Source organism: Pseudomonas sp. DSP3-2-3, assembly GCF_049898225.1.
Taxonomy (GTDB): Bacteria; Pseudomonadota; Gammaproteobacteria; order Pseudomonadales; family Pseudomonadaceae; genus Aquipseudomonas.
The window spans coordinates 37,632-55,817 of sequence record NZ_JAFCXH010000032.1 but is presented as its reverse complement, the minus strand read 5'-3'; the positions used below and the strand labels follow the sequence as shown (position 1 = coordinate 55,817).

Genomic DNA, 18,186 nt, shown 5'->3' with positions numbered 1-18,186 from the left:
GCACTCGACTCTGCTTTACGTAAGCCCGATGCAATACGAGAAGAACTGGCAAATGCAACAACCTTAGATACTCAACCCCGACGCCGGGTTAAGGGATACGTTTCTCGGGGGCAAGGTCACTGGTTGAGGCGTCGGTTGCCGGGTTGGAAGAAAAGAGTAGAGCGTAATAACGCAGCGTTCTGGCTAGATATCAGCTCGCTCGTCTTGTTCTGATGTACCAAGGCGAGCGCCCTTCCCTGCCGCTCCAATCTGGCCAAAAACCCAACACCCCATCAGAAAATCACCCCCAAATCCCCGCAACCCAGAAACATCCTTCAGCAATAAATCCGCCCATCTGTAAGACGATTCTGAATTTTGTGGATATCCTCTGCGACGCTTGTGGATGCCTGACGCTGCGGCTAATTTCCTGCCTGTCGTTGAAAATCAACGACAGGGTTTAGTCGCCCGATCTACCAGCAAAGCGTGTCCGCCAGCATGACCGTATCCCAAGATCGGCATGGCGATTTATGGCGGCTGTGCACGGGGCACCTTCGGGTGCGCCGGGTTTGCTTGGTTCCCGGTCGACTAACCCGCGCTCAGCCGCCACCCGTCGTTTAGTCGCGATGAGTGATGGCTCAACAAACCAAGGAGTCACTATGCTCAGTTCCAAATCGCATCCAACCGAATACCCAGCCCCACAGACCAAGCCTTTCGAAATCGGCATGAGTCTGCTCACCACAAAGCCAGGCGTAAGAGTCGAAGACGCCCTGATAACCGCCTCGGAATACCTCACCTGCGCGGCCGCCACCGCTTATGAATCAGCGGATAACAGCACCAAGGAATTTGGGGCGCTCGCGCGGTCTGTGATGCATCAGATTGAGGCGGCGCGGGTGTTGGTGGAAGCGGCGGTTGCCGGGTTGGAAGCGGGAAGTAAAACGTCGTAAATTCACGTTTCCTGCGGCGGCTCGAAGGGCTGCCTCGTTGGAGCGAGGCTTGCCCGCGATTGGTTTTTTCGGCCGCGAATGCGTTGTTTGATCTGACGCTTTCGCGGGCGAGCCTTGCTCCAACGGGTTACGCGCATTTCGAGCGCCTAAAATTCGAGGCAGCCTATGACCACCTCAAATCTCCCCGAAATCTACAAATCCTACATCGCCTGCCTGAACGCCAAAAACTGGCCCGCTTTAGGCAACTTCGTGCACGAGGACGCGTATCACAACGACCGGCCGTTCGGGCTTTCGGGTTATCGGGAGATGCTGGAGAACGACTTTCGGCAGATCCCGGATTTGCAGTTCAACATTGTGTTGCTGGTCGCTGACGCCGACCATATTGCTGCTCGCCTAGGTTTCGATTGCAGCCCGAAGGGTGAGTTCCTTGGGCTGGCGGTGAACGGGAAGCGGGTGCGTTTTACCGAGAATGTCTTTTATCAGTTCCGCGACGGGAAGATTGCGCGGGTCTGGTCGGTGGTCGATAAAGCGGCTATCGAGGCTCAGCTGTAGAGCTTCGACAGCGGGCGGTCAATCCAGCAGATAGCGGGAGATGTGCTTGGAGATTTCGACTATCGAGGTTCTGCCGGTGAATTCGAATTTCACTTTGCCCAGGGACGAGAAGTAGATTTCCAGTTCGGAGTCGAGGTCGAAGGTTCCGGAGGTTTCAATGGAGTAGGCGACGATGTTTTTGTAGGGCAGCGAGGTGAAGTCTTTTTTGCTGCCGGTGATGCCCTGCACGTTGACCGAGATGATGCGTTTGTTGGTGAACACCACGCCGTCGCGCATGGATTTGTAGGCGTCGATGACTTCTTCGTCTTCCAGCAGCAGCGATTGCACGCGCTCGGCGTATTCGCTGTTTTGTTTGAGTTTGAAAAAGCCCTTGTTGTTGAAATCCAGCATTGGTCCATCCTCGCTTATGAAAATCCTGCGCCGAGCATACCCATCAAGGCGCGCCGAATACCATCGTCCAGTAAACCCCGGCATGGCTGCGCGAGTTGGTGCCGTATGCCGCGCCGACCTGGGTGAACATCGGGTTCATGAGATTCGCGCAGTGGCCGGGACTGGCGAGCCAGCCTTGCATTGCGGTGGTTGCCGAGCCTTGGCCGCTGGCGATGTTTTCGCCGACTTGGCGACCGCCGTAACCAGCGGCTCGGGCGCGGTCTTCGGGCAAGTCGCCGTTGGGATCGATGTGGGCGAAGTAGCTTTCATTGGCCATGGCCAGGCTGTGTTGTTGCGCGGCGGTTGCCAATGCAGCGTTCCACGCCAGCGGGCGGGCGGCGGCGTAAGGTTTGCGGCCGCACATGCGCGGTTGAGCGCGGGCGGCGTTGACTTGGGCGAGCAAGGTTTTGCCGGCGGTTTGTTTGTCTTCCAGGCGACCATCGAGCAGCGGTTTGGCCAGCACCACGCGCCACTCGTTCGCTGCGCGGGTGATGCCGATGTCGGCGAAATCGGTGTCGAGCAACGCCGCGCAATAGCGGCGCTGGAGCATATCGAAAGCGGCGTCCGCATCAGGCGCGCCGACCAGACGGATGGTGCGCACCGACACCGCTCGATAGCCGGACGCCTTGAGTGTCTCGCGCAGATCGCCGCCGAAGCCGATGGGCAGTGCGAGTTTCGACTTCAGCGCCAACGGCGACAAGGCGCGGGGTGTGCTGCTGGTGCAGCGCGAGGGTTGGGCGCGGTAGTCGTTGATGGCTTGGGCGAGCAACCCTTCTCCACTGGCTTGGGCTGAGCCGGTGAATAGCGCGAGCAGGGGAATCAGGCAGAGCAGGATATAAGAACGAGCGGTTGGGCGCATGGGGCGGCAGCTCTGATGGGACGGCGAGGAAGGTGATTCTTGAGCGGGTGAATTATGGCGGGTGTATGACTGCGGGTTTTGGCACAAGTTGCACGACGGGCGGGGGATTGCTGGGGGGCAGCGCATCCTGGTCATGCCACTTCCCGGTGGGAGAGGACTTGTCCTCGATGGCTCTAAATTCAGCACTGCATGTGGGTCAGGCGGATTCGGGTTGTCTGGGCTGGCGATCGAGGACAAGTCCTCTCCCACAAAAGCCAGGCATTCCGGCCAGGAAATCTCCAACAGTTTTTTGTGCTGGCGCTGCAACGCAAATCGCCCCCGAACATTGCTGTTCGGGGGCGATTCGGTCAGGGGTTTAGTGGATCAGACGACCTTACGCTGCGGCGCGCCGTGGACCATGGTGTAGGCGTAGTCGACGCCCATGCCGTATGCACCGCTGTGTTCCAGGACCAGTTCCATGACCGCGTCGTAGGTTTCTTTGTGCGCCCAGTCGCGTTGGTATTCGAGCAGCACTTGTTGCCAGGTAACCGGTACTGCGCCAGCCTGAATCATGCGCTGCACGGACATGTCGTGGGCTTCTTTGGTGGTGCCGCCGGAGGCGTCGGTGACGATGTACACCTCGTAGCCTTCTTCCATGGCTTCCAGGGCCGGGAAGGTCAGGCAGACTTCGGTCCACAGCGCGGCGATGATCAGTTTTTTGCGGCCGGTGGCTTTGACCGCTTCGACCAGTTTCTTGTCTTCCCAGGAGTTCATGGAAGTACGTTCGATGGGCTGTTGATCCGGGAACACGCCGAGCAGTTCTGGCCAGATGTAGCCGCTGAAGCTTTTGGTTTCGACCGAGGTCAGGATGGTCGGCACGTTGAACAGTTTGGCGGCCTTGGCCAGGCCCACGGTGTTGTTCTTCAAGGTCTGGCGGTCAATCGACTGGACGCCGAAAGCCATTTGCGGCTGGTGGTCGATGAGGATCAGGGCGGAGTTGGTTGGGTTGAGCAGTTCGCGGATCGACATGGTTTTATTCCCTTTAAACATTAGATTGAGTAGCTGAGTCCGGTTGCCGCGCTTCAGCGTTTGGCTGTGTTCTGCGGCGTTGGAACAAAGATAATGCCAGCGCCTAATCGAGACAATTACCCAAAATACGGATTCATTGTTTCCATTTTAGGGACATTGCTTTTGCCCGGATTGAGGACGTGAGAAATCGAGAAGCTGGGCGGCTATCAGCCAGGCAGTTCTCCCGTTCATCATTCCGGCTGGAGAACTGCCGCGACAGGCCGATAGGACTTTGCCGAGTGCCGGATAACCCCGGCACAAAAGTCGGGTGCAAAATTGATAACGCCAAGGCGCTACCTATACTCCCCCCACTGTTGGCCGGACCTCGCTGCCAGCGCGGCTCTTGAAGTACTTCTTACGGATGTTGAAGATGGCCAAGCATGTGACCCAAACCGAGCAAACCTTTCCTGCCGAACAACGTTTGATTTCAGCGACAGATACAAGCGGCAAAATCACCTATTGCAACGATGAGTTCGCGAGAATCAGTGGTTATTCCCAGGCAGAAATCATCGGTAGCCCACACAATCTGGTTCGCCATCCTGACATGCCCAAAGATGTTTTCGGCGTGATGTGGGGCTATTTGAAGGCGGGCAAAAGCTGGATGGGCATCGTCAAGAATCGCTGCAAGAACGGCGATTTCTACTGGGTCAGCGCGTACGTGACGCCGATTCTGGAGAACGGTCGGCTGATCGGTTATGAGTCCGTGCGGGTCAAGCCGACGCGCGAGGAAATCGCCCGTGCCGAAGCTTTGTATGCGCGTTTGCGTGAAGGCAAAAGCGCAGTCACCGGCGCCCGTCATCTGGGTGTGTTTGCCAGCATCGTCGCGGTGCCAGTCGTTGCCGCAGTCATCGCCCTCGCCGTGAATAACTTCTTCCCCGGCATCGTCGCTCAAGTGGTCATCGCCGGGTTGTTTGTGGCGCTGGGCGCGTGGGCTTATATGCGCGGCGAACGGCAGCTGACCAGCATCATCAACAGCGCGCCGAATGCATTTACCGATCCGGTGAGCGCGCTGACTTACAGCGATGCCTACGGTTCCCAGGCTCGCGTGGAAATGATTTTGCTCAGCGAGGACGCGCGCCTCAAAACCGCGTTGACCCGCCTGAGCGATCTGGCCAATCAGGTTTCCGAAGCGGCGGGGCATTCCACTCAGCTCTCCTCGCAAACCGAGCGCGCCCTGCTGGAGCAACGTGCCGAGACGGACATGACCGCAGCGGCCATGACTGAAATGGCCGCCTCGATCAACGAAGTTGCCAGGCATGTGCAGCACACCGCATCCGAAGCCAGCACGGCCAATGAGCTTGCCGAGCAAGGCAACCGAGTGGCGGGCACTTCCCGCGAAGCGATTCAGCGTCTGGCGGGCACGGTCACCAATATCAGCAGCGCCGTCGATAACCTGGCCAATGAAACCCAGCAGATCATGTCGGCGGCCGGGGTTATTCAAGCGATTGCCGATCAGACCAACCTGCTCGCGCTCAACGCCGCCATCGAAGCGGCTCGGGCAGGTGAACAAGGCCGTGGCTTTGCGGTGGTTGCCGATGAAGTCCGCGCGTTGGCGGGCAAGACGCGTGAGTCGACCCAGCAGATCCAGGCGGTTATCGCGTCCTTGAAAAAGGGTGCCGACGACGCGGTCAGCATTGCGCAGTTGGGGATCAGCGAGGCTGACAAAGGTGTTGCCCAGGTCATCGAGGCGCAGGATGCGTTGCAAGGTATTCGCGAAGTGATCGGCCGGATCAGCAGCATGGGCCATCAAATGGCGACGGCTTCGGAAGAACAGGCGCACGTGGCCGAGGACATCTCCCGGCAGATCAATAACGTGGCCGAGACCTTCGAACGATCCGCCAACAACGCCAGCGCCGCCGTATCGCGCGGCGCTGAGCTTGAAGCGGCGTCACGCGGGCTGCGTGCGCTGGTTGAGCGGTTTAACCGCTAAGGCAAGAGGCCGCCCGTTGGAGCGAGGCTTGCCCGCGAATCAGGCGCCTCGGTGGACCAGACAGACCGCGCCATCGTTCTTCGCGGGCAAGCCTCGCTCCCACAGACGCATCATGGCAACAGAATCACCTTCTCCCCCGCGCCCTGGTTGACCTGGGCGTAGCGTGCCAGGCCTTCGCTGAGCGGTGATTCAAGCAGGCCGGTGGGCAGCGGCAAGCTGCCTTCGTCGAAGAATCGGCCGAACTGGTCGAGCATCTTCGCGCAGGCCTGGCAGTCGTACAGCAACGAGTTGATGCCGACCACCGAGCCGCCTTTGCGATACAACGCCAGGGCGGGCAATTGCACGTGGCCATCTACCGGCGCGGCGATGATGGCGATGCGGCCGAACGGCGCCAACGCAGTCACCGCGGCGGGCAGCCAGAAACCGGTGGTGTCGAAGATGACGTCGGCGCCGCCCTGGTAAATCGCGCTGACTTGTCCGGCCAGTTCTTCAGCCTTGTCCAGAAAAATGGCGTCGAAGCCCTGATCCTGCAGCGTCTTGAGTTGTTCCGGGCGACGTACCGCGCCGAGGACCTGGGCGCCAAGAATCTTGCCCAGCGCCAGGGCGGCACTGCCGACCGCGCCATTGGCACCGATCACCAGCAAACGCGTATCGGCACCGACCAGGCTGCGCTGCAACGCGTCCCATGCGGTGGTGTAAGGCACGCCAAGGCTGGCGGCCTGGCTGAAGCTCAAATGCGTGGGTTTGATCGCTACGCCCTTGGCCGGCAAGGTGAGAAATTCAGCGTGGGATCCGTCACGAAAGAAGCCCGGCTCTTTGCCAGTGCCCCAGACTTCCTGGCCGAGCAGCGCCTGCGGGCCTTCCACCACGACCCCGGCAAAATCCCGCCCCGGCACGCGTGGCAGCGTGGTGTAGGGAAAACGACCCAGCACGTTTTTGACGTCGCTGGGATTCAGGCCCGCGGCTTTCACCTGGATCACCACTTCATCCGGACCAGGGATCGGCTTGGGCAGTTCGACGTATTGCAGCGCGGCGAGGTCGCCGGTTCGGGAAAATTGCAGTGCTTTCATGGAAGGCCTCTGGTGAAGTTTATTCGGCGCGATTCGAAATCAGGACACCCAGCTGGCAAACAATTGCTTGCCCATGGGCCATATTTTTTCGCCCAGCAACATGCCGGTCAGACCGACCAACGCCACGGCGGGCGGCGCAGGCGAACGGAAATCAAGGGCGCCGTAGAGCAGGCCGACGGCGATGCCAATAACGATGGAAATGAGATAGCTCATGGTGAACTCCGGGCAAACTTGGAATGCGCAAAGTTTACGAGCGGCAGGGAAAAGCTATCGGCCAAGGACTTCGGAATATCGGCCAAATCCCGGTAGGAGCCAACTTGTTGGCGAGGTGTGTGACAGGACGCTTCGCGAGCAAGCTCGCCCCCACACAGGTTCGCTCCTAAGTGGGCGTTTGTGCAGGGTATTTCGACGGCGCCACACCCAGCTCCCGACGGAACATGTCGCTGAAGCTGCTGGGCGAGTAGCCCAGTGAGCGGGCGATGGTGCTGACGGGCACGCCCTGAATGATTTCCGCCACGGCGGTGGCCAGTTGCACTTGTCGACGCCACTCGGCAAAGCCCATGCCCAGTGCGCTTTGAAACAGGCGCGCCAGGGTGCGAACGCTGGCCCCGGCGTTTTCCGCATGCTGCTCGAACGCAATCGCCAGCGACGGCTCGCTCATGACCGCCTGACACAGGTTCATCAGACGGCGGTCGGATTGATCGGGCATGGGGATTTTCAGAATCGATCGTTTGGCGCGCTTGAGTTCCAGCAGCGCCAGTCCGACCAACGCGTCGTAATACTCCGACGCCTGTTCGTGATCCTGAGCGACAAGGCCGAGGATCAATTCGCGCAACAAACGGCCGACTTCGAAAACCTGCACCGTGCTTTCGAGGGTTTCGGCAATGGCCGGACGCAGGTAGATATTGCGCATTTCCAGGTCGGTCACAACGCGAATGCCATGCACCACACCGGGCGGCAACCACACCGCCCGTTGCGGTGGAACGACCAACGCTTCCAACGGCGTTTCGACCCACATCACGCCGGACGTGGCGTACAGCACCTGACCCCAGACGTGCTCATGCGGCTCGATGTAGCGCCCACGCGGATAGGTACGCGCCAGCGGTTGCACGGGCACGGCAATATCAGAAAGATCGGGAGGCGTCGCGAGGGCCATGGGTAATCAGGTCGGGTGCCGGGATGGCACATGGTAGCGCAGGCCAGCACCCATTGTGGGAGACTCTATGTTTGGGGGCAACCCACAGATGCCGCAGATGTAGTGTCTGCACCGACGCCTTCCCGGATAAATCTGGTCCCACGAGATGACCGCATTTCACTTGTGGGAGCGAGCTTGCTCGCGAAAAGTCCTTCGCGGGCAAGCCTCCAACTATCAGAACACGTTGATCGGGTAATCCACGAAGATCCGCGTTTCGTTGCCTTCGCTGTTGTAGTTGCTGGCGTTGTCGGACACACGCAGGAACGAGTTGCGCAAACGCACCGACAAGTCTTTCGCCGGGCCGCTCTGCACCACGTAGGTCAGTTGGCTGAAGATTTCGCGTTCTTCGCCGCTGCCGCGGTTGGTGCCGTCATCGATGTTGTCGCCGCGCACGTAAGCCACTTTATAGCTCAGGCCCGGAGTGACCACGGTCGACAGGTTCACGCCGTAACCCGCCTGCCAGGAACGCTCGTCCTTGCCGTTGAAGTCGGACCAGTACGAATTCGCCAGGTAGATCGTGTTGCCACCATCACCGTAGCCGCCGGCATTGCGATAACCGCCGTAGTTGTAGCCGGTATCGCCGGTGCTGCGCTGGTGGGCGATGGTAAACGAGTGGATGCCCACTGCCCAGGTCGCCGCCAGGCTCCAGATCTTGTTGTCGCGCTCGCCGCTGTCGGCGATTTCCTTGTCCAGCTCGGTCTTGTAGCCGTTGAAGTCGAACGTCAGCGACTGGTCAGGCTGCAGGGCAAATACGTAGTTCAGGTTCAGGTACTGCTTTTTCAGCGTGTCTTCGTCGTCGGAGGCGTAGAACGCAGCGCTGAACGCGTCGGTGAATTTGTAGCTGGCACCGTAGACGTTGATGCTTTTCAGATCGCCACTGTCGCGACCTTCGGCACTTTTACGCGTCTGTTGGGTGAAGCGACCCACGTTGACCACCAGGCCATCGATCTCTTTGGAAGTGATCAGCGTGCCGGTGTAGCTTTCCGGCAGCAGGCGCGAGTTGTCGTAGCTCAGCACCGGGAACTCTGGCATCTGGTCGCCGTACTTGATCACGGTGTTGGAGACACGTGCTTTTACTGCGCCGCCAAAACGCGACAGGTCATCCGCCGCTGCGCCACTGTCGCCCTGCTTGAAGAAGTCGATACCGCCCGCGCCGCTGCGACCCTTGCCGCCATCCAGACGCAAACCGTACAACGCGAACGCATCGACGCCCACGCCGACCGTGCCCTGGGTGAAACCCGAGGCGAAGTTGGCGGTGAAGCCCTGGCCCCATTCGGCCTTGTCTTCGCGGCCATTCTTGTAATCGCGATTGATGTACGCGTTGCGCAGGAACAGGTTGAGGCTGCTGTCCTCAACAAACCCCTTCGAGTCGGCCTGGCCGTCAGCCATGACCTGTCCAGCACTGATCAGACCCAGTGTGAGCAAGCTGATACGTGTAGTGAGCATCGGTAATTCCCTTTCTGCGGATTGATCACGCGCCGTGGCGACGACTTGTTCAGTCGTTTGGCCTTCCGAAAAAACAGGTTTCGAAAGGCCGGCGCAATCATCGCAGTGGACTACTGATGCATGGCATTAGGCCACGGGCGGAGGACGCAAATCCTAGACGCAGGTTTAAAAGGTGTCAATTTGCTTGTAACACCTTTGAAACATCCAACCGCTCTAGAACGAGCTGTTGGAGTCTCGATGCACGTTGATCAACGCTTCCAGTTCCGCCTCTTCCAGCAACCCGGCCGGGTAACGCTGAAGAAGCATTTTGCGTACATCCGGTCGTTGAGGTGTTCGAATATTGGTCGTCCTTAACCAATCCGCCATTACCTGACGAGCCTCGCTACTAGCAGACAAACCGCGAGCATGGTGCTCTAGAGCTGCGTTCATAGGGACAACCTCTGTAAGTCGTGAGGAGCTAAATGTACGGGTGCTATATGACAGACGAGAGACGCGGGAAACGATTAAACACTTCGTTACAGATCTATCCAAAAGCATAGACCAGCAAACCGCGACCCATAAAAAACCCATCGAGTGATGGGTTAATGAGAGCAAGATCGGGACCAACTGTGTGTCCGGACGGAAATATCGTCCTACAATTCAGACCCGATGCGGGGCGGGTTGCTGCTGGGTCAGGCAGTGAATATTGCCGCCGCCGAGCAGTAACTCGCGGCCTGGAACCATCACCACTTCATGCTCGGGGAACAGCGTTTGCAGGATTTTTCGCGCCGTTTCGTCCAGTGGATCGTCGAAGCTGGGGGCGATAATCCCGCCATTCACGATCAGGAAATTCACATAGGAACCGGCCAGACGCACCGAAGGGTTGCGCTCCTGACTGCCATGCACCTGATCAACGCCTGCGCATTCTTCATGGGTGGCGAACAATGGGCCCGGAATCGGCATCTTGTGCACGATGAATGACCGACCCTTGGCGTCCCGATTGTTTTCCAAAATACTCAACGCCGCGTGGCAGCGCGAATAGTTGGGGTCTTCGGGATCATCTGTCCAGGCCAGTAGCACTTCGCCGGGGCGCACGTAGCAGCAGAAGTTATCGACGTGTCCATCCGTTTCGTCGTTAAACAGGCCGTCCGGCAACCAGATGATTTTGTCGACCGCCAGGTTGTCGCTGAGCACGGCTTCGATCTCTGCACGGGACAGGTGCGGGTTGCGATTGCGATTGAGCAGGCACTCTTCGGTAGTGATCAGCGTGCCCTCGCCATCGACGTGGATCGAGCCGCCTTCGAGCACGAACCCCTTGGTCTGATATCGCGGGCTGCGCTCGATTTCCAGGACCTTGCTCGCCAGTTGGGAATCCAGGTTCCATGGCGAATACAGCCCGCCGTCGAAACCGCCCCAGGCGTTGAAGTCCCAATCCACGCCGCGCACCTGACCGTGGTCATTGATGACGAAGGTCGGACCGGTGTCGCGCACCCAGGCGTCGTTGCTGCTGATTTCCACCACGCGAATGTTCGGCACATCGAGGCGCGCACGAGCGTTGTCGTATTGTTCGGCGGAAACGGCGACGGTCACCGGCTCGAACCGCGCGATGGCTTTGGCCACCGCAACGTGAGCGCTCTGCACCGGTTTGCCGCCCAGACGCCAGTTGTCCGGGCGCTCCGGCCATACCATCCAGGTCTGGGTCTGCGGCGCCCATTCGGCCGGCATGTAAAAGCCGTCGGCGCGCGGCGTGCTATTGAGCGTTGTCATGAGGTCTCCGAGGGGCGGATTCAAAAGGCTGATCACCATAGCAGAGGTGCGGTGACATTCTGGATGCCTTTATAGCCGATAAAAATCGGGGCTGAAAGCCTGAGGCCAGGGCAGGATCAGATTTAACTCAAGATAAGCCGATATTAATCTGGATAAACCACGCACTTGTGGGAGTGAGCTTGCTCGCGAAGGCAATCTTTCAGATACAAAACCTGTCGCATGTACTTTCCCCTTCGCAAGCAAGCTTGCTCCCACAAAGATCATTGGCGCGGCGAACGCCGCCTTATTCCAACTCAGCCAACACCTTTGACACCATATCCACAAAGAAATCCACACTCTGCCGGGTGGTGACCATCGGCGGTTTGATTTTCAGGATATTCAGGTAGTCGCCGGTGGGCTGCATGAAAATGCCCAGTTCCCGCAGGCGCTCGCATAAATAGGCGGTTTCTTCAGTGGCCGGTTCCAGGCTCTGGCGATCACGCACCAGCTCGACGCCCAGATAGAAGCCCATGCCGTGTACCGCGCCCACCAATGGATGCAGATCGATCAGCGCTTCCAGCCGCGCCTTGAAATGTCCGCCGACAATTTCCGCGTTTTCCCACAGCTTTTCCTCTTTCATCACGTCGAGCACCGCCATGCCGATGCGGCAGCTCACCGGGCTTCCTCCGGCTGACGAGAAGAAATAGCCCTCGGCTTCCAGTGCCTCGGCGATTTCCCGGCGGGTGATCACCGCGCCCAGCGGCTGGCCGTTACCCATGCCTTTGGCCATGGTGATGATGTCCGGCACTACGCCCTGCTCTTCGAAACCCCAGAAGTACCGGCCCAACCGGCCATAACCGACCTGCACTTCATCGGCAATGCACACGCCGCCCCGCTCCCGGACCTTCTGGTAAACCTGCTGCAAGTAACCCGGCGGCAAGGAAATCCCGCCGGCGTTGCCATAAACCGGCTCGCAGATAAACCCCGCCACCTGCCGCTGTTGCGCGGCCAACTGCTGCAAGACCTGCTCGACACTGCGCACGTATTGCGGCGCGCTGTCCGCGCCGCGAAATTCGCCGCGATAGGTATTCGGCGCCGTAACCGGATGCACCCAGTCCGGACGGGTGCTCAAGGCTTGCGGGTTATCCGCGATGGAGGTGGACACCGCATCCGCCGCCACTGACCAGCCGTGATAGGCCTCCAGCACGCAGAGCATGTCGCGCCCGCCACTGAACGCCCAGGCCAGACGAATCGCCAGGTCGCAGGCTTCGGTGCCGCTGTTGACCAGAAACACCCGATCCATGCCTTGCGGTGCCAGCTCCAGCAGGCGTTCGGAAAATTCCGCGATGGCCGCGTAATGAAAGCGCGAATTGGTGTTGAGCAGCGACCATTGCCGACTCGCTTCGGCCGCCATGCGCGGATGGCCGTGGCCGAGGACCGCAACGTTGTTGAGCATGTCCAGATAAGACCGGCCCTGCATGTCGATCAGATGATTGCGCCAGCCGCGCTCGATGTGCGGCGGTGCCTGGTAATAATGTTTTTGCGAACGAGCGAAGCTGGCATCACGACGCGCCAGCAGCCCCGTCGAATCCGGCAGCGGCGGCGCATCGCAGGGGAAACCCAGCAGCGTCGAAGGCGACGGGCACAACGCACGCCAGGCATCAACCCAGGCTGGCGTGGCAAATAACGGCGGGCTCAAGTTCGGCGCAGAACAGAGTTGCAGGATCAGCGAACCGGCGCTTTGGCCGATTTCGTCTCCGGCGACGACCCTTTGCCCGGACTGCAATTGGCTAGCGGCGCCCCACAGGCGCAGGCTGATGTGCTCGCCCACCAGCAATAACGCGGCGTCGGCGGTCATGCGCAAGGTGCCGCTGAACGGCGCATGCAAGGCGATTGCCTCCGGCAGGCTCAACTCCACGTGCAAGGCGCAGGTCTCGGGTTGCTTCGCACTGTCAATCAGGGTGCGCGACAGGCGATATTCGCCGAAACGGCTCGCCGCCTGGCCGGTTGCCTGCGCGGCTTGCGTCAACAACTGCTCGTCAATGCCATCCTGCTGCCAGTTGCCCGCGACGAAATGCTCGCTCAGCACGCCCAGGTCCACCCGTCGAAATTCGCGACCGATCAGGCTCGGCAGCAACGGGAAGTAAATCGGTTCCGGGAGTTTGACCGTCGCCATGCCCAGCGCCGCGAGAATCGCCGCTTCCATCAGGGCAATCGGCACGGAAGTGGCGAGATCGAAGATGCCCCATTCGCTGGCGATATTGGCCTGAATGTAAGTGTTGTCCGGTTCGACCCTGGCTTGCTGTTCACTGCTGAGCACCAACACCGCCGAACGTGCGACGATCAGCGGCCAAAGCGCCTGCAACTCTTCACGCTGCAAGGGATTGATCGCGTGGTAGGCGCGAATCGCCGGCAGGATATACAGCGGATCGCCGTTAGCATGGTGCAGCAGCGCCGCGCAGGTGACGGAAAGGTCCGCGATGCGCCAAGTGGAGACCAAATCACCGAAGTCGATCAAACCCTGCAACTGCCATTGACGCTGTGCGTCGCGTGCCCAGACCACGTTGTATTCGGTGATATCCAGATGCACGGCCTGCATCGGCAGCGCGGCAATCAGCGGCAGCAAACGATCCTGCGCCTGCTCGGCCGCCTCGGCGATACAAGCGCGGTTATCGACGTCGTCGATCACCGGCAGCAAATGCTTGATCAGCGCCATTGCATGCCGAGGGTCCCATTGCAGGATGCGCTCCAGTCCCGGATGTTCGAAGCCTGCCAGCGCCTGATCAACCTGGGCGCACAGCTCGCCGAGCCCGACCACGACATCGGTTGGCAGATGCGCCAGATGGCTGAGTGACTGCCCGTCGATAAACTCCAGCAAGCGTACATGCACGGGCTTTGCGTCGATTTCCAGCGACAGCAGCTGCTCGGCATTTTTGCTGCCGACCACGCCTGGCACGCTGACTTTCGCGTGAGCAGCCAGATGCCCCAGCGCCGCGTGTTGGGCCTGCAACTCGGCAGGCGAATACGCGCCATGGCAGATTTTCAGGACATAGCGGCGATTGCCGGTGTCGAGCAGGAAATTGCGGTCCTGCTGACTGCCCAGCGTCTTCAACGTACCGCTCAGGCCGTAATGTTGATCGAGCAGTTGCAGCGCCTGCTCTGTAGTGATTTCCGGACATGGCAGACTGGAACGGCGAATCAACGTGGCGAGGGGCATGAACAACCTCAAATAGTCTTGGACGGGCTTGCCCGGCCCGGCCGACGAGGGCAAATCAGGCATGGCTTGGGTGCTTAGCCCCCCAACTATAGTTGCGTCGGATTAACGACACCAATTCAGAGCGCCGTAGAATCGCCATCGCCGGTTTTATGACGCAACGGCCGGGGGCCAATCAATTCTTTTCATGACCCAAGCGACCATTCTTGCTTGATGCTGCTTGCGCGGGCCTGCTCACGCCCACAAGCTATGCTCCATACGTCTTACGACCAACAAGGAAGAAGGCCAGCTCATGCGAATACTTGTAACTGGCGGTGCGGGCTTCATCGGCTCGGCGCTGATCCGTCATCTGATCCAGAACACCGAACATGATGTGCTTAATTTCGACAAATTGACCTATGCCGGCAACCTCGAGTCGCTGGCCAGCATCGCGACCAATACCCGCTATGAGTTCGTGCAGGCCGACATCTGCGATCAGGCCCAGGTCAGCGCCGTGCTTGAGCGCTTTGCGCCGCACGCCATCATGCATCTGGCCGCTGAATCCCATGTCGACCGCTCCATCGACGGCCCGGCGGAATTCATTCAGACCAACATCGTCGGCACCTACAGCCTGCTGGAAGCCGTGCGCGGTTACTGGCTCAAGTTGCCGCAAGCCGAGCGCGCAGCGTTTCGCTTCCATCACATTTCCACCGACGAAGTGTATGGCGACCTGCACGGCGTCGATGACCTGTTCACCGAAACCACGCCCTATGCACCCAGCTCACCGTATTCGGCCAGCAAGGCAGCTTCCGATCATCTGGTCCGCGCCTGGCATCGCACTTACGGCTTGCCGGTGGTGGTTACCAATTGCTCGAACAACTACGGCCCGTTTCACTTCCCCGAGAAGCTAATCCCGCTGGTGATCCTCAACGCCCTCGCGGGCAAGCCGCTGCCGGTATATGGCAACGGCCTGCAAGTGCGCGACTGGCTGTTTGTCGAGGACCACGCGCGGGCGCTGCTCAAGGTCGTGACCGAAGGTGTGGTCGGCGAGACCTACAATATTGGCGGCCACAACGAGCAGAAGAACATCGACGTGGTGCGCAGCATTTGCGCACTGCTCGAAGAACTGGCGCCGGAGCATCCCGCTGGCGTGACGAATTTTGCCGACCTGATCACCTACGTGGTGGATCGTCCGGGCCACGATCTGCGCTATGCCATCGATGCCGGCAAGATCGAGCGCGAGCTGGGCTGGACGCCTGAAGAAACCTTCGAATCAGGCTTACGCAAAACTGTGCAATGGTATCTCGACAACCTGGAATGGTGCCGCAGAGTGCAGGACGGCAGCTATCAGGGCCAACGACTGGGCTTCACCAACCATAAGGATCTGATCGCATGACCAAGGGAATCGTTCTGGCAGGCGGGTCGGGCACCCGCCTGCACCCCATCACTCTGGGTGTCTCCAAACAGCTGTTGCCCATCTACGACAAACCGATGATTTACTACCCGATCTCGGTGCTGATGCTGACCGGCATTCGCGAAATCCTGATCATTTCCACGCCTCAGGATCTGCCGCAATACCGCAATCTGCTGGGCGACGGCAGTCAGTTCGGGGTCAACTTTCATTACGCCGAGCAGCCTAAACCCGATGGCCTGGCCCAGGCATTCCTGATCGGCGAAGAGTTCATCGGCGACGACTCGGTGTGCCTGATTCTGGGCGACAACATCTTCCACGGTCAGCACTTCAGCGAACAGCTGCAAAAAGCCGCGGCCCATACCGAAGGCGCGACGGTGTTCGGTTATTGGGTCAAGGACCCGGAGCGCTTTGGCGTGATCGACTTCGACGACGACGGCCGCGCGCTGTCCATCGAAGAGAAACCCAAGCATCCGAAGTCGAGCTACGCGGTGACCGGCCTGTATTTCTACGACAACGAAGTGATCCAGATCGCCAAGGACGTCAAGCCATCGCCACGCGGCGAGCTGGAAATCACTGACGTGAACAACGCGTATCTGGAACGCGGCGACCTGCGCGTCGAGCGTTTCGGGCGCGGGTTTGCCTGGCTCGACACCGGCACCCACGACAGCCTGCTCGACGCGTCGCAATACGTGCAGACCATCGAACATCGCCAGGGCCTGAAAGTCGCCTGCCTCGAAGAAATCGCCTACCAGAACGGCTGGGTGGATCGCGAGCACTTGCTCCAGCGTGCCGACTATTTCGGCAAGACCGGTTATGGCCAATACCTGTTCAAGCTTGCGGGGGAAAATCAGTGAATGTGATTGCCTGTGAAGTGCCTGAAGTCATCATCATCGAGCCGCGTGTGTTCGGTGATGAACGGGGTTTCTTCTATGAAAGCTTCAACGCCAAGGCCTTCGAGGATGCCACCGGTCTCAACACCCAGTTCGTGCAGGACAACCATTCCCGCTCGGCCAAGGGCGTGCTGCGCGGCCTGCATTATCAGATCGAACATGCCCAGGGAAAACTGGTGCGCGTGACGTCTGGCGAAGTGCTGGATATTGCCGTGGACATCCGCCGCAGCTCGCCGACCTTCGGCAAATGGGTCGGCGTGAAGCTGTCCGCCGAGAATTTCCGCCAGTTGTGGGTGCCGCCGGGCTTTGCCCACGGTTTCGTGGTGCTCAGCGACTACGCGGAGTTTTTGTACAAGACCACTGATTACTATACCCCGGCCGCAGAGCGCTGCATCCGCTGGGATGACCCGGACCTTGGTATCGATTGGGAGCTGGATGGCAAGCAGCCGAAAATGTCGGCCAAGGACCAGAACGCAAAAACCCTGAAGGAGGCTGATCTTTTCCCATGACAGATCGCACCGAAAGATCGCTGAAAATCCTCATTTCCGGCCAGCATGGCCAAGTCTCCCAGGCCTTGCAGAAAAGCCTGGTGGACCTTGGCAAACTGGTGGTGCTGGGCCGCGATCAACTGGATCTGAATGATCCATTGGCGGTGATTGATCGGGTGCAAGCCGAGCAACCGGACCTGATCATCAATGCGGCCGCCTACACCGCAGTGGATCAGGCGGAAACCGATGCGACAGCAGCGTTTCAGATCAACGCGATGTCAGCGGGCGCTTTTGCCCGGCAGGCGAAAGAGTTGGGCATCCCGCTGATTCATTACTCCACCGATTACGTGTTCGATGGCAGCAAGCAATCGCCCTACACCGAAGAGGACGAACCCAAACCCCTCGGCGTCTATGGTGCAAGCAAGTTGACCGGCGAACAGGCGATCAGCGCCATCGGCGGGCAGCATTTGATTTTGCGCACCAGCTGGGTGTACTCCACCGTCGGGCGCAACTTTCTGCTGACCATGCAACGTCTGTTGCAGGAACGGGACGAATTGAACGTGGTGGCCGATCAGATCGGCGCACCAACCTGGGCGGGCACTATCGCCCAGAGCACGCGGCAGTTGATCGAACGCTGGCGCAATGGCAATCCCGGCGCCTGGGGCACCTATCACCTGACCGCCAGTGGCGAGACCTCGTGGTTCGGTTTTGCCGAGGCAATTGGTCAGGAGTTGATCAACAGCGGCAAGAAATGCGCGACGTTGCACCCCATCCCGTCCAGCGCTTATCCAACCCCCGCGCCGCGCCCGCTCAACTCGCGACTGGATTGCAGCCGACTGCAACGCGAATGGGGCGTGCAACAAACCGACTGGCACAGCGCATTGCTGGAGTGCCTGAGGGAGCAGCGTTAGGCATAATGCCGAAAGTATTCAATACGAATGGCTCTTGTGCTTGAACTGACGCTTTCGCGAGCAAGCTCGCTCCCACAGAATCTGCCATAGACCTGTGGGAGCGAGCTTGCTCGC

17 protein-coding genes are annotated in these 18,186 nt (G+C 59.6%); 8 read left to right on the top strand and 9 right to left on the bottom strand.

The genetic code is table 11. From position 1 onward, the window contains the following. From ACP7E4_RS26080 to ACP7E4_RS26070, 3 genes are all read left to right on the top strand, one after another. The coding region (locus ACP7E4_RS26080) for a hypothetical protein (RefSeq protein WP_426118618.1) at positions 1 to 213 on the top strand (213 nt) is incomplete at its 5' end. Between the two features lie 422 nt (positions 214 to 635). Continuing rightward, positions 636 to 923 (top strand): hypothetical protein, encoded by a 288-nt coding sequence (locus tag ACP7E4_RS26075; protein WP_426118616.1) that lies wholly within the window; start codon positions 636 to 638, stop codon positions 921 to 923. Between the two features lie 165 nt (positions 924 to 1,088). Further along, a complete protein-coding gene (locus ACP7E4_RS26070) occupies positions 1,089 to 1,475 on the top strand; it encodes an ester cyclase (protein ID WP_426118615.1) in 387 nt (128 codons plus the stop codon). Between the two features lie 18 nt (positions 1,476 to 1,493). Here ACP7E4_RS26070 and ACP7E4_RS26065 read toward each other — a convergent pair whose 3' ends face one another. The 3 genes from ACP7E4_RS26065 to ACP7E4_RS26055 form a co-directional block, all read right to left on the bottom strand. Next, positions 1,494 to 1,865 (bottom strand): PH domain-containing protein, encoded by a 372-nt coding sequence (locus tag ACP7E4_RS26065; protein WP_331149016.1) that lies wholly within the window; start codon positions 1,863 to 1,865, stop codon positions 1,494 to 1,496. Positions 1,866 to 1,908: 43 nt separating this feature from the next. Continuing rightward, positions 1,909 to 2,763: a CAP domain-containing protein gene (locus tag ACP7E4_RS26060; protein ID WP_426118613.1), complete on the bottom strand. Its 855-nt coding sequence runs from the start codon at positions 2,761 to 2,763 to the stop codon at positions 1,909 to 1,911. A gap of 363 nt (positions 2,764 to 3,126) precedes the next feature. Continuing rightward, complete coding sequence (locus tag ACP7E4_RS26055) at positions 3,127 to 3,771, bottom strand: hydrolase (protein ID WP_426118612.1); 645 nt, start codon at positions 3,769 to 3,771, stop codon at positions 3,127 to 3,129. A 403-nt stretch (positions 3,772 to 4,174) separates the two neighbouring features. On the opposite strand from ACP7E4_RS26055, the gene ACP7E4_RS26050 reads away from it, so the two are divergent. Continuing rightward, positions 4,175 to 5,740, top strand: coding sequence for a methyl-accepting chemotaxis protein (locus ACP7E4_RS26050; protein ID WP_426118623.1), 1,566 nt, complete (start codon positions 4,175 to 4,177; stop codon positions 5,738 to 5,740). A gap of 110 nt (positions 5,741 to 5,850) precedes the next feature. Here the strand turns inward: ACP7E4_RS26050 and ACP7E4_RS26045 are convergent, their stop codons facing one another. The 6 genes from ACP7E4_RS26045 to ACP7E4_RS26020 all read right to left on the bottom strand — a co-directional run bounded on the left by ACP7E4_RS26045 (position 5,851) and on the right by ACP7E4_RS26020 (position 14,393). Continuing rightward, complete coding sequence (locus ACP7E4_RS26045) at positions 5,851 to 6,810, bottom strand: quinone oxidoreductase family protein (RefSeq protein ID WP_426118610.1); 960 nt, start codon at positions 6,808 to 6,810, stop codon at positions 5,851 to 5,853. A 39-nt stretch (positions 6,811 to 6,849) separates the two neighbouring features. After that, the gene (locus ACP7E4_RS26040) at positions 6,850 to 7,023 is read right to left on the bottom strand and encodes a DUF1427 family protein (protein ID WP_080482243.1); all 174 of its coding nucleotides are present in this window, start codon (positions 7,021 to 7,023) and stop codon (positions 6,850 to 6,852) included. Positions 7,024 to 7,189: 166 nt separating this feature from the next. Then, positions 7,190 to 7,966, bottom strand: coding sequence for an AraC family transcriptional regulator (locus ACP7E4_RS26035; protein ID WP_426118607.1), 777 nt, complete (start codon positions 7,964 to 7,966; stop codon positions 7,190 to 7,192). 213 nt (positions 7,967 to 8,179) lie between these two features. After that, positions 8,180 to 9,451: an OprD family porin gene (locus tag ACP7E4_RS26030; protein ID WP_426118605.1), complete on the bottom strand. Its 1,272-nt coding sequence runs from the start codon at positions 9,449 to 9,451 to the stop codon at positions 8,180 to 8,182. A 639-nt stretch (positions 9,452 to 10,090) separates the two neighbouring features. Further along, a complete protein-coding gene (gene aguA, locus ACP7E4_RS26025; RefSeq protein ID WP_426118603.1) occupies positions 10,091 to 11,197 on the bottom strand; it encodes an agmatine deiminase in 1,107 nt (368 codons plus the stop codon). Positions 11,198 to 11,480: 283 nt separating this feature from the next. Continuing rightward, a complete protein-coding gene (locus ACP7E4_RS26020; RefSeq protein ID WP_426118621.1) occupies positions 11,481 to 14,393 on the bottom strand; it encodes an aminotransferase in 2,913 nt (970 codons plus the stop codon). Positions 14,394 to 14,682: 289 nt separating this feature from the next. On the opposite strand from ACP7E4_RS26020, the gene rfbB reads away from it, so the two are divergent. Genes rfbB through rfbD form a run of 4 tightly spaced genes read left to right on the top strand, consistent with a single transcriptional unit; the run spans position 14,683 to position 18,072 of the window. Further along, positions 14,683 to 15,765: a dTDP-glucose 4,6-dehydratase gene (gene rfbB, locus ACP7E4_RS26015; RefSeq protein WP_426118601.1), complete on the top strand. Its 1,083-nt coding sequence runs from the start codon at positions 14,683 to 14,685 to the stop codon at positions 15,763 to 15,765. Then, entirely contained in the window at positions 15,762 to 16,637 is an 876-nt protein-coding gene (gene rfbA, locus ACP7E4_RS26010) for a glucose-1-phosphate thymidylyltransferase RfbA (RefSeq protein WP_426118599.1), read from the top strand. Before rfbB ends, rfbA begins: the two co-directional genes overlap by 4 nt. Next, positions 16,634 to 17,182: a dTDP-4-dehydrorhamnose 3,5-epimerase gene (gene rfbC / locus ACP7E4_RS26005; protein WP_426118598.1), complete on the top strand. Its 549-nt coding sequence runs from the start codon at positions 16,634 to 16,636 to the stop codon at positions 17,180 to 17,182. Before rfbA ends, rfbC begins: the two co-directional genes overlap by 4 nt. Beyond that, on the top strand, positions 17,179 to 18,072 hold the full coding sequence (rfbD, locus tag ACP7E4_RS26000; RefSeq protein ID WP_426118597.1) for a dTDP-4-dehydrorhamnose reductase: 894 nt from the start codon (positions 17,179 to 17,181) through the stop codon (positions 18,070 to 18,072). Before rfbC ends, rfbD begins: the two co-directional genes overlap by 4 nt. The last annotated feature ends 114 nt before the right edge of the window (positions 18,073 to 18,186 follow it).

Coding starts and splice junctions, on each gene's coding strand:
- ACP7E4_RS26045 (WP_426118610.1), bottom strand. CDS start 6,810: ATGAAAGCACTGCAATTTTCCCGAACCGGCGACCTCGCCGCGCTGCAA.
- ACP7E4_RS26020 (WP_426118621.1), bottom strand. CDS start 14,393: ATGCCCCTCGCCACGTTGATTCGCCGTTCCAGTCTGCCATGTCCGGAA.
- ACP7E4_RS26060 (WP_426118613.1), bottom strand. CDS start 2,763: ATGCGCCCAACCGCTCGTTCTTATATCCTGCTCTGCCTGATTCCCCTG.
- aguA (WP_426118603.1), bottom strand. CDS start 11,197: ATGACAACGCTCAATAGCACGCCGCGCGCCGACGGCTTTTACATGCCG.
- ACP7E4_RS26065 (WP_331149016.1), bottom strand. CDS start 1,865: ATGCTGGATTTCAACAACAAGGGCTTTTTCAAACTCAAACAAAACAGC.
- ACP7E4_RS26055 (WP_426118612.1), bottom strand. CDS start 3,771: ATGTCGATCCGCGAACTGCTCAACCCAACCAACTCCGCCCTGATCCTC.
- ACP7E4_RS26035 (WP_426118607.1), bottom strand. CDS start 7,966: ATGGCCCTCGCGACGCCTCCCGATCTTTCTGATATTGCCGTGCCCGTG.
- rfbB (WP_426118601.1), top strand. CDS start 14,683: ATGCGAATACTTGTAACTGGCGGTGCGGGCTTCATCGGCTCGGCGCTG.
- ACP7E4_RS26075 (WP_426118616.1), top strand. CDS start 636: ATGCTCAGTTCCAAATCGCATCCAACCGAATACCCAGCCCCACAGACC.
- rfbA (WP_426118599.1), top strand. CDS start 15,762: ATGACCAAGGGAATCGTTCTGGCAGGCGGGTCGGGCACCCGCCTGCAC.
- ACP7E4_RS26040 (WP_080482243.1), bottom strand. CDS start 7,023: ATGAGCTATCTCATTTCCATCGTTATTGGCATCGCCGTCGGCCTGCTC.
- rfbD (WP_426118597.1), top strand. CDS start 17,179: ATGACAGATCGCACCGAAAGATCGCTGAAAATCCTCATTTCCGGCCAG.
- ACP7E4_RS26030 (WP_426118605.1), bottom strand. CDS start 9,451: ATGCTCACTACACGTATCAGCTTGCTCACACTGGGTCTGATCAGTGCT.
- ACP7E4_RS26070 (WP_426118615.1), top strand. CDS start 1,089: ATGACCACCTCAAATCTCCCCGAAATCTACAAATCCTACATCGCCTGC.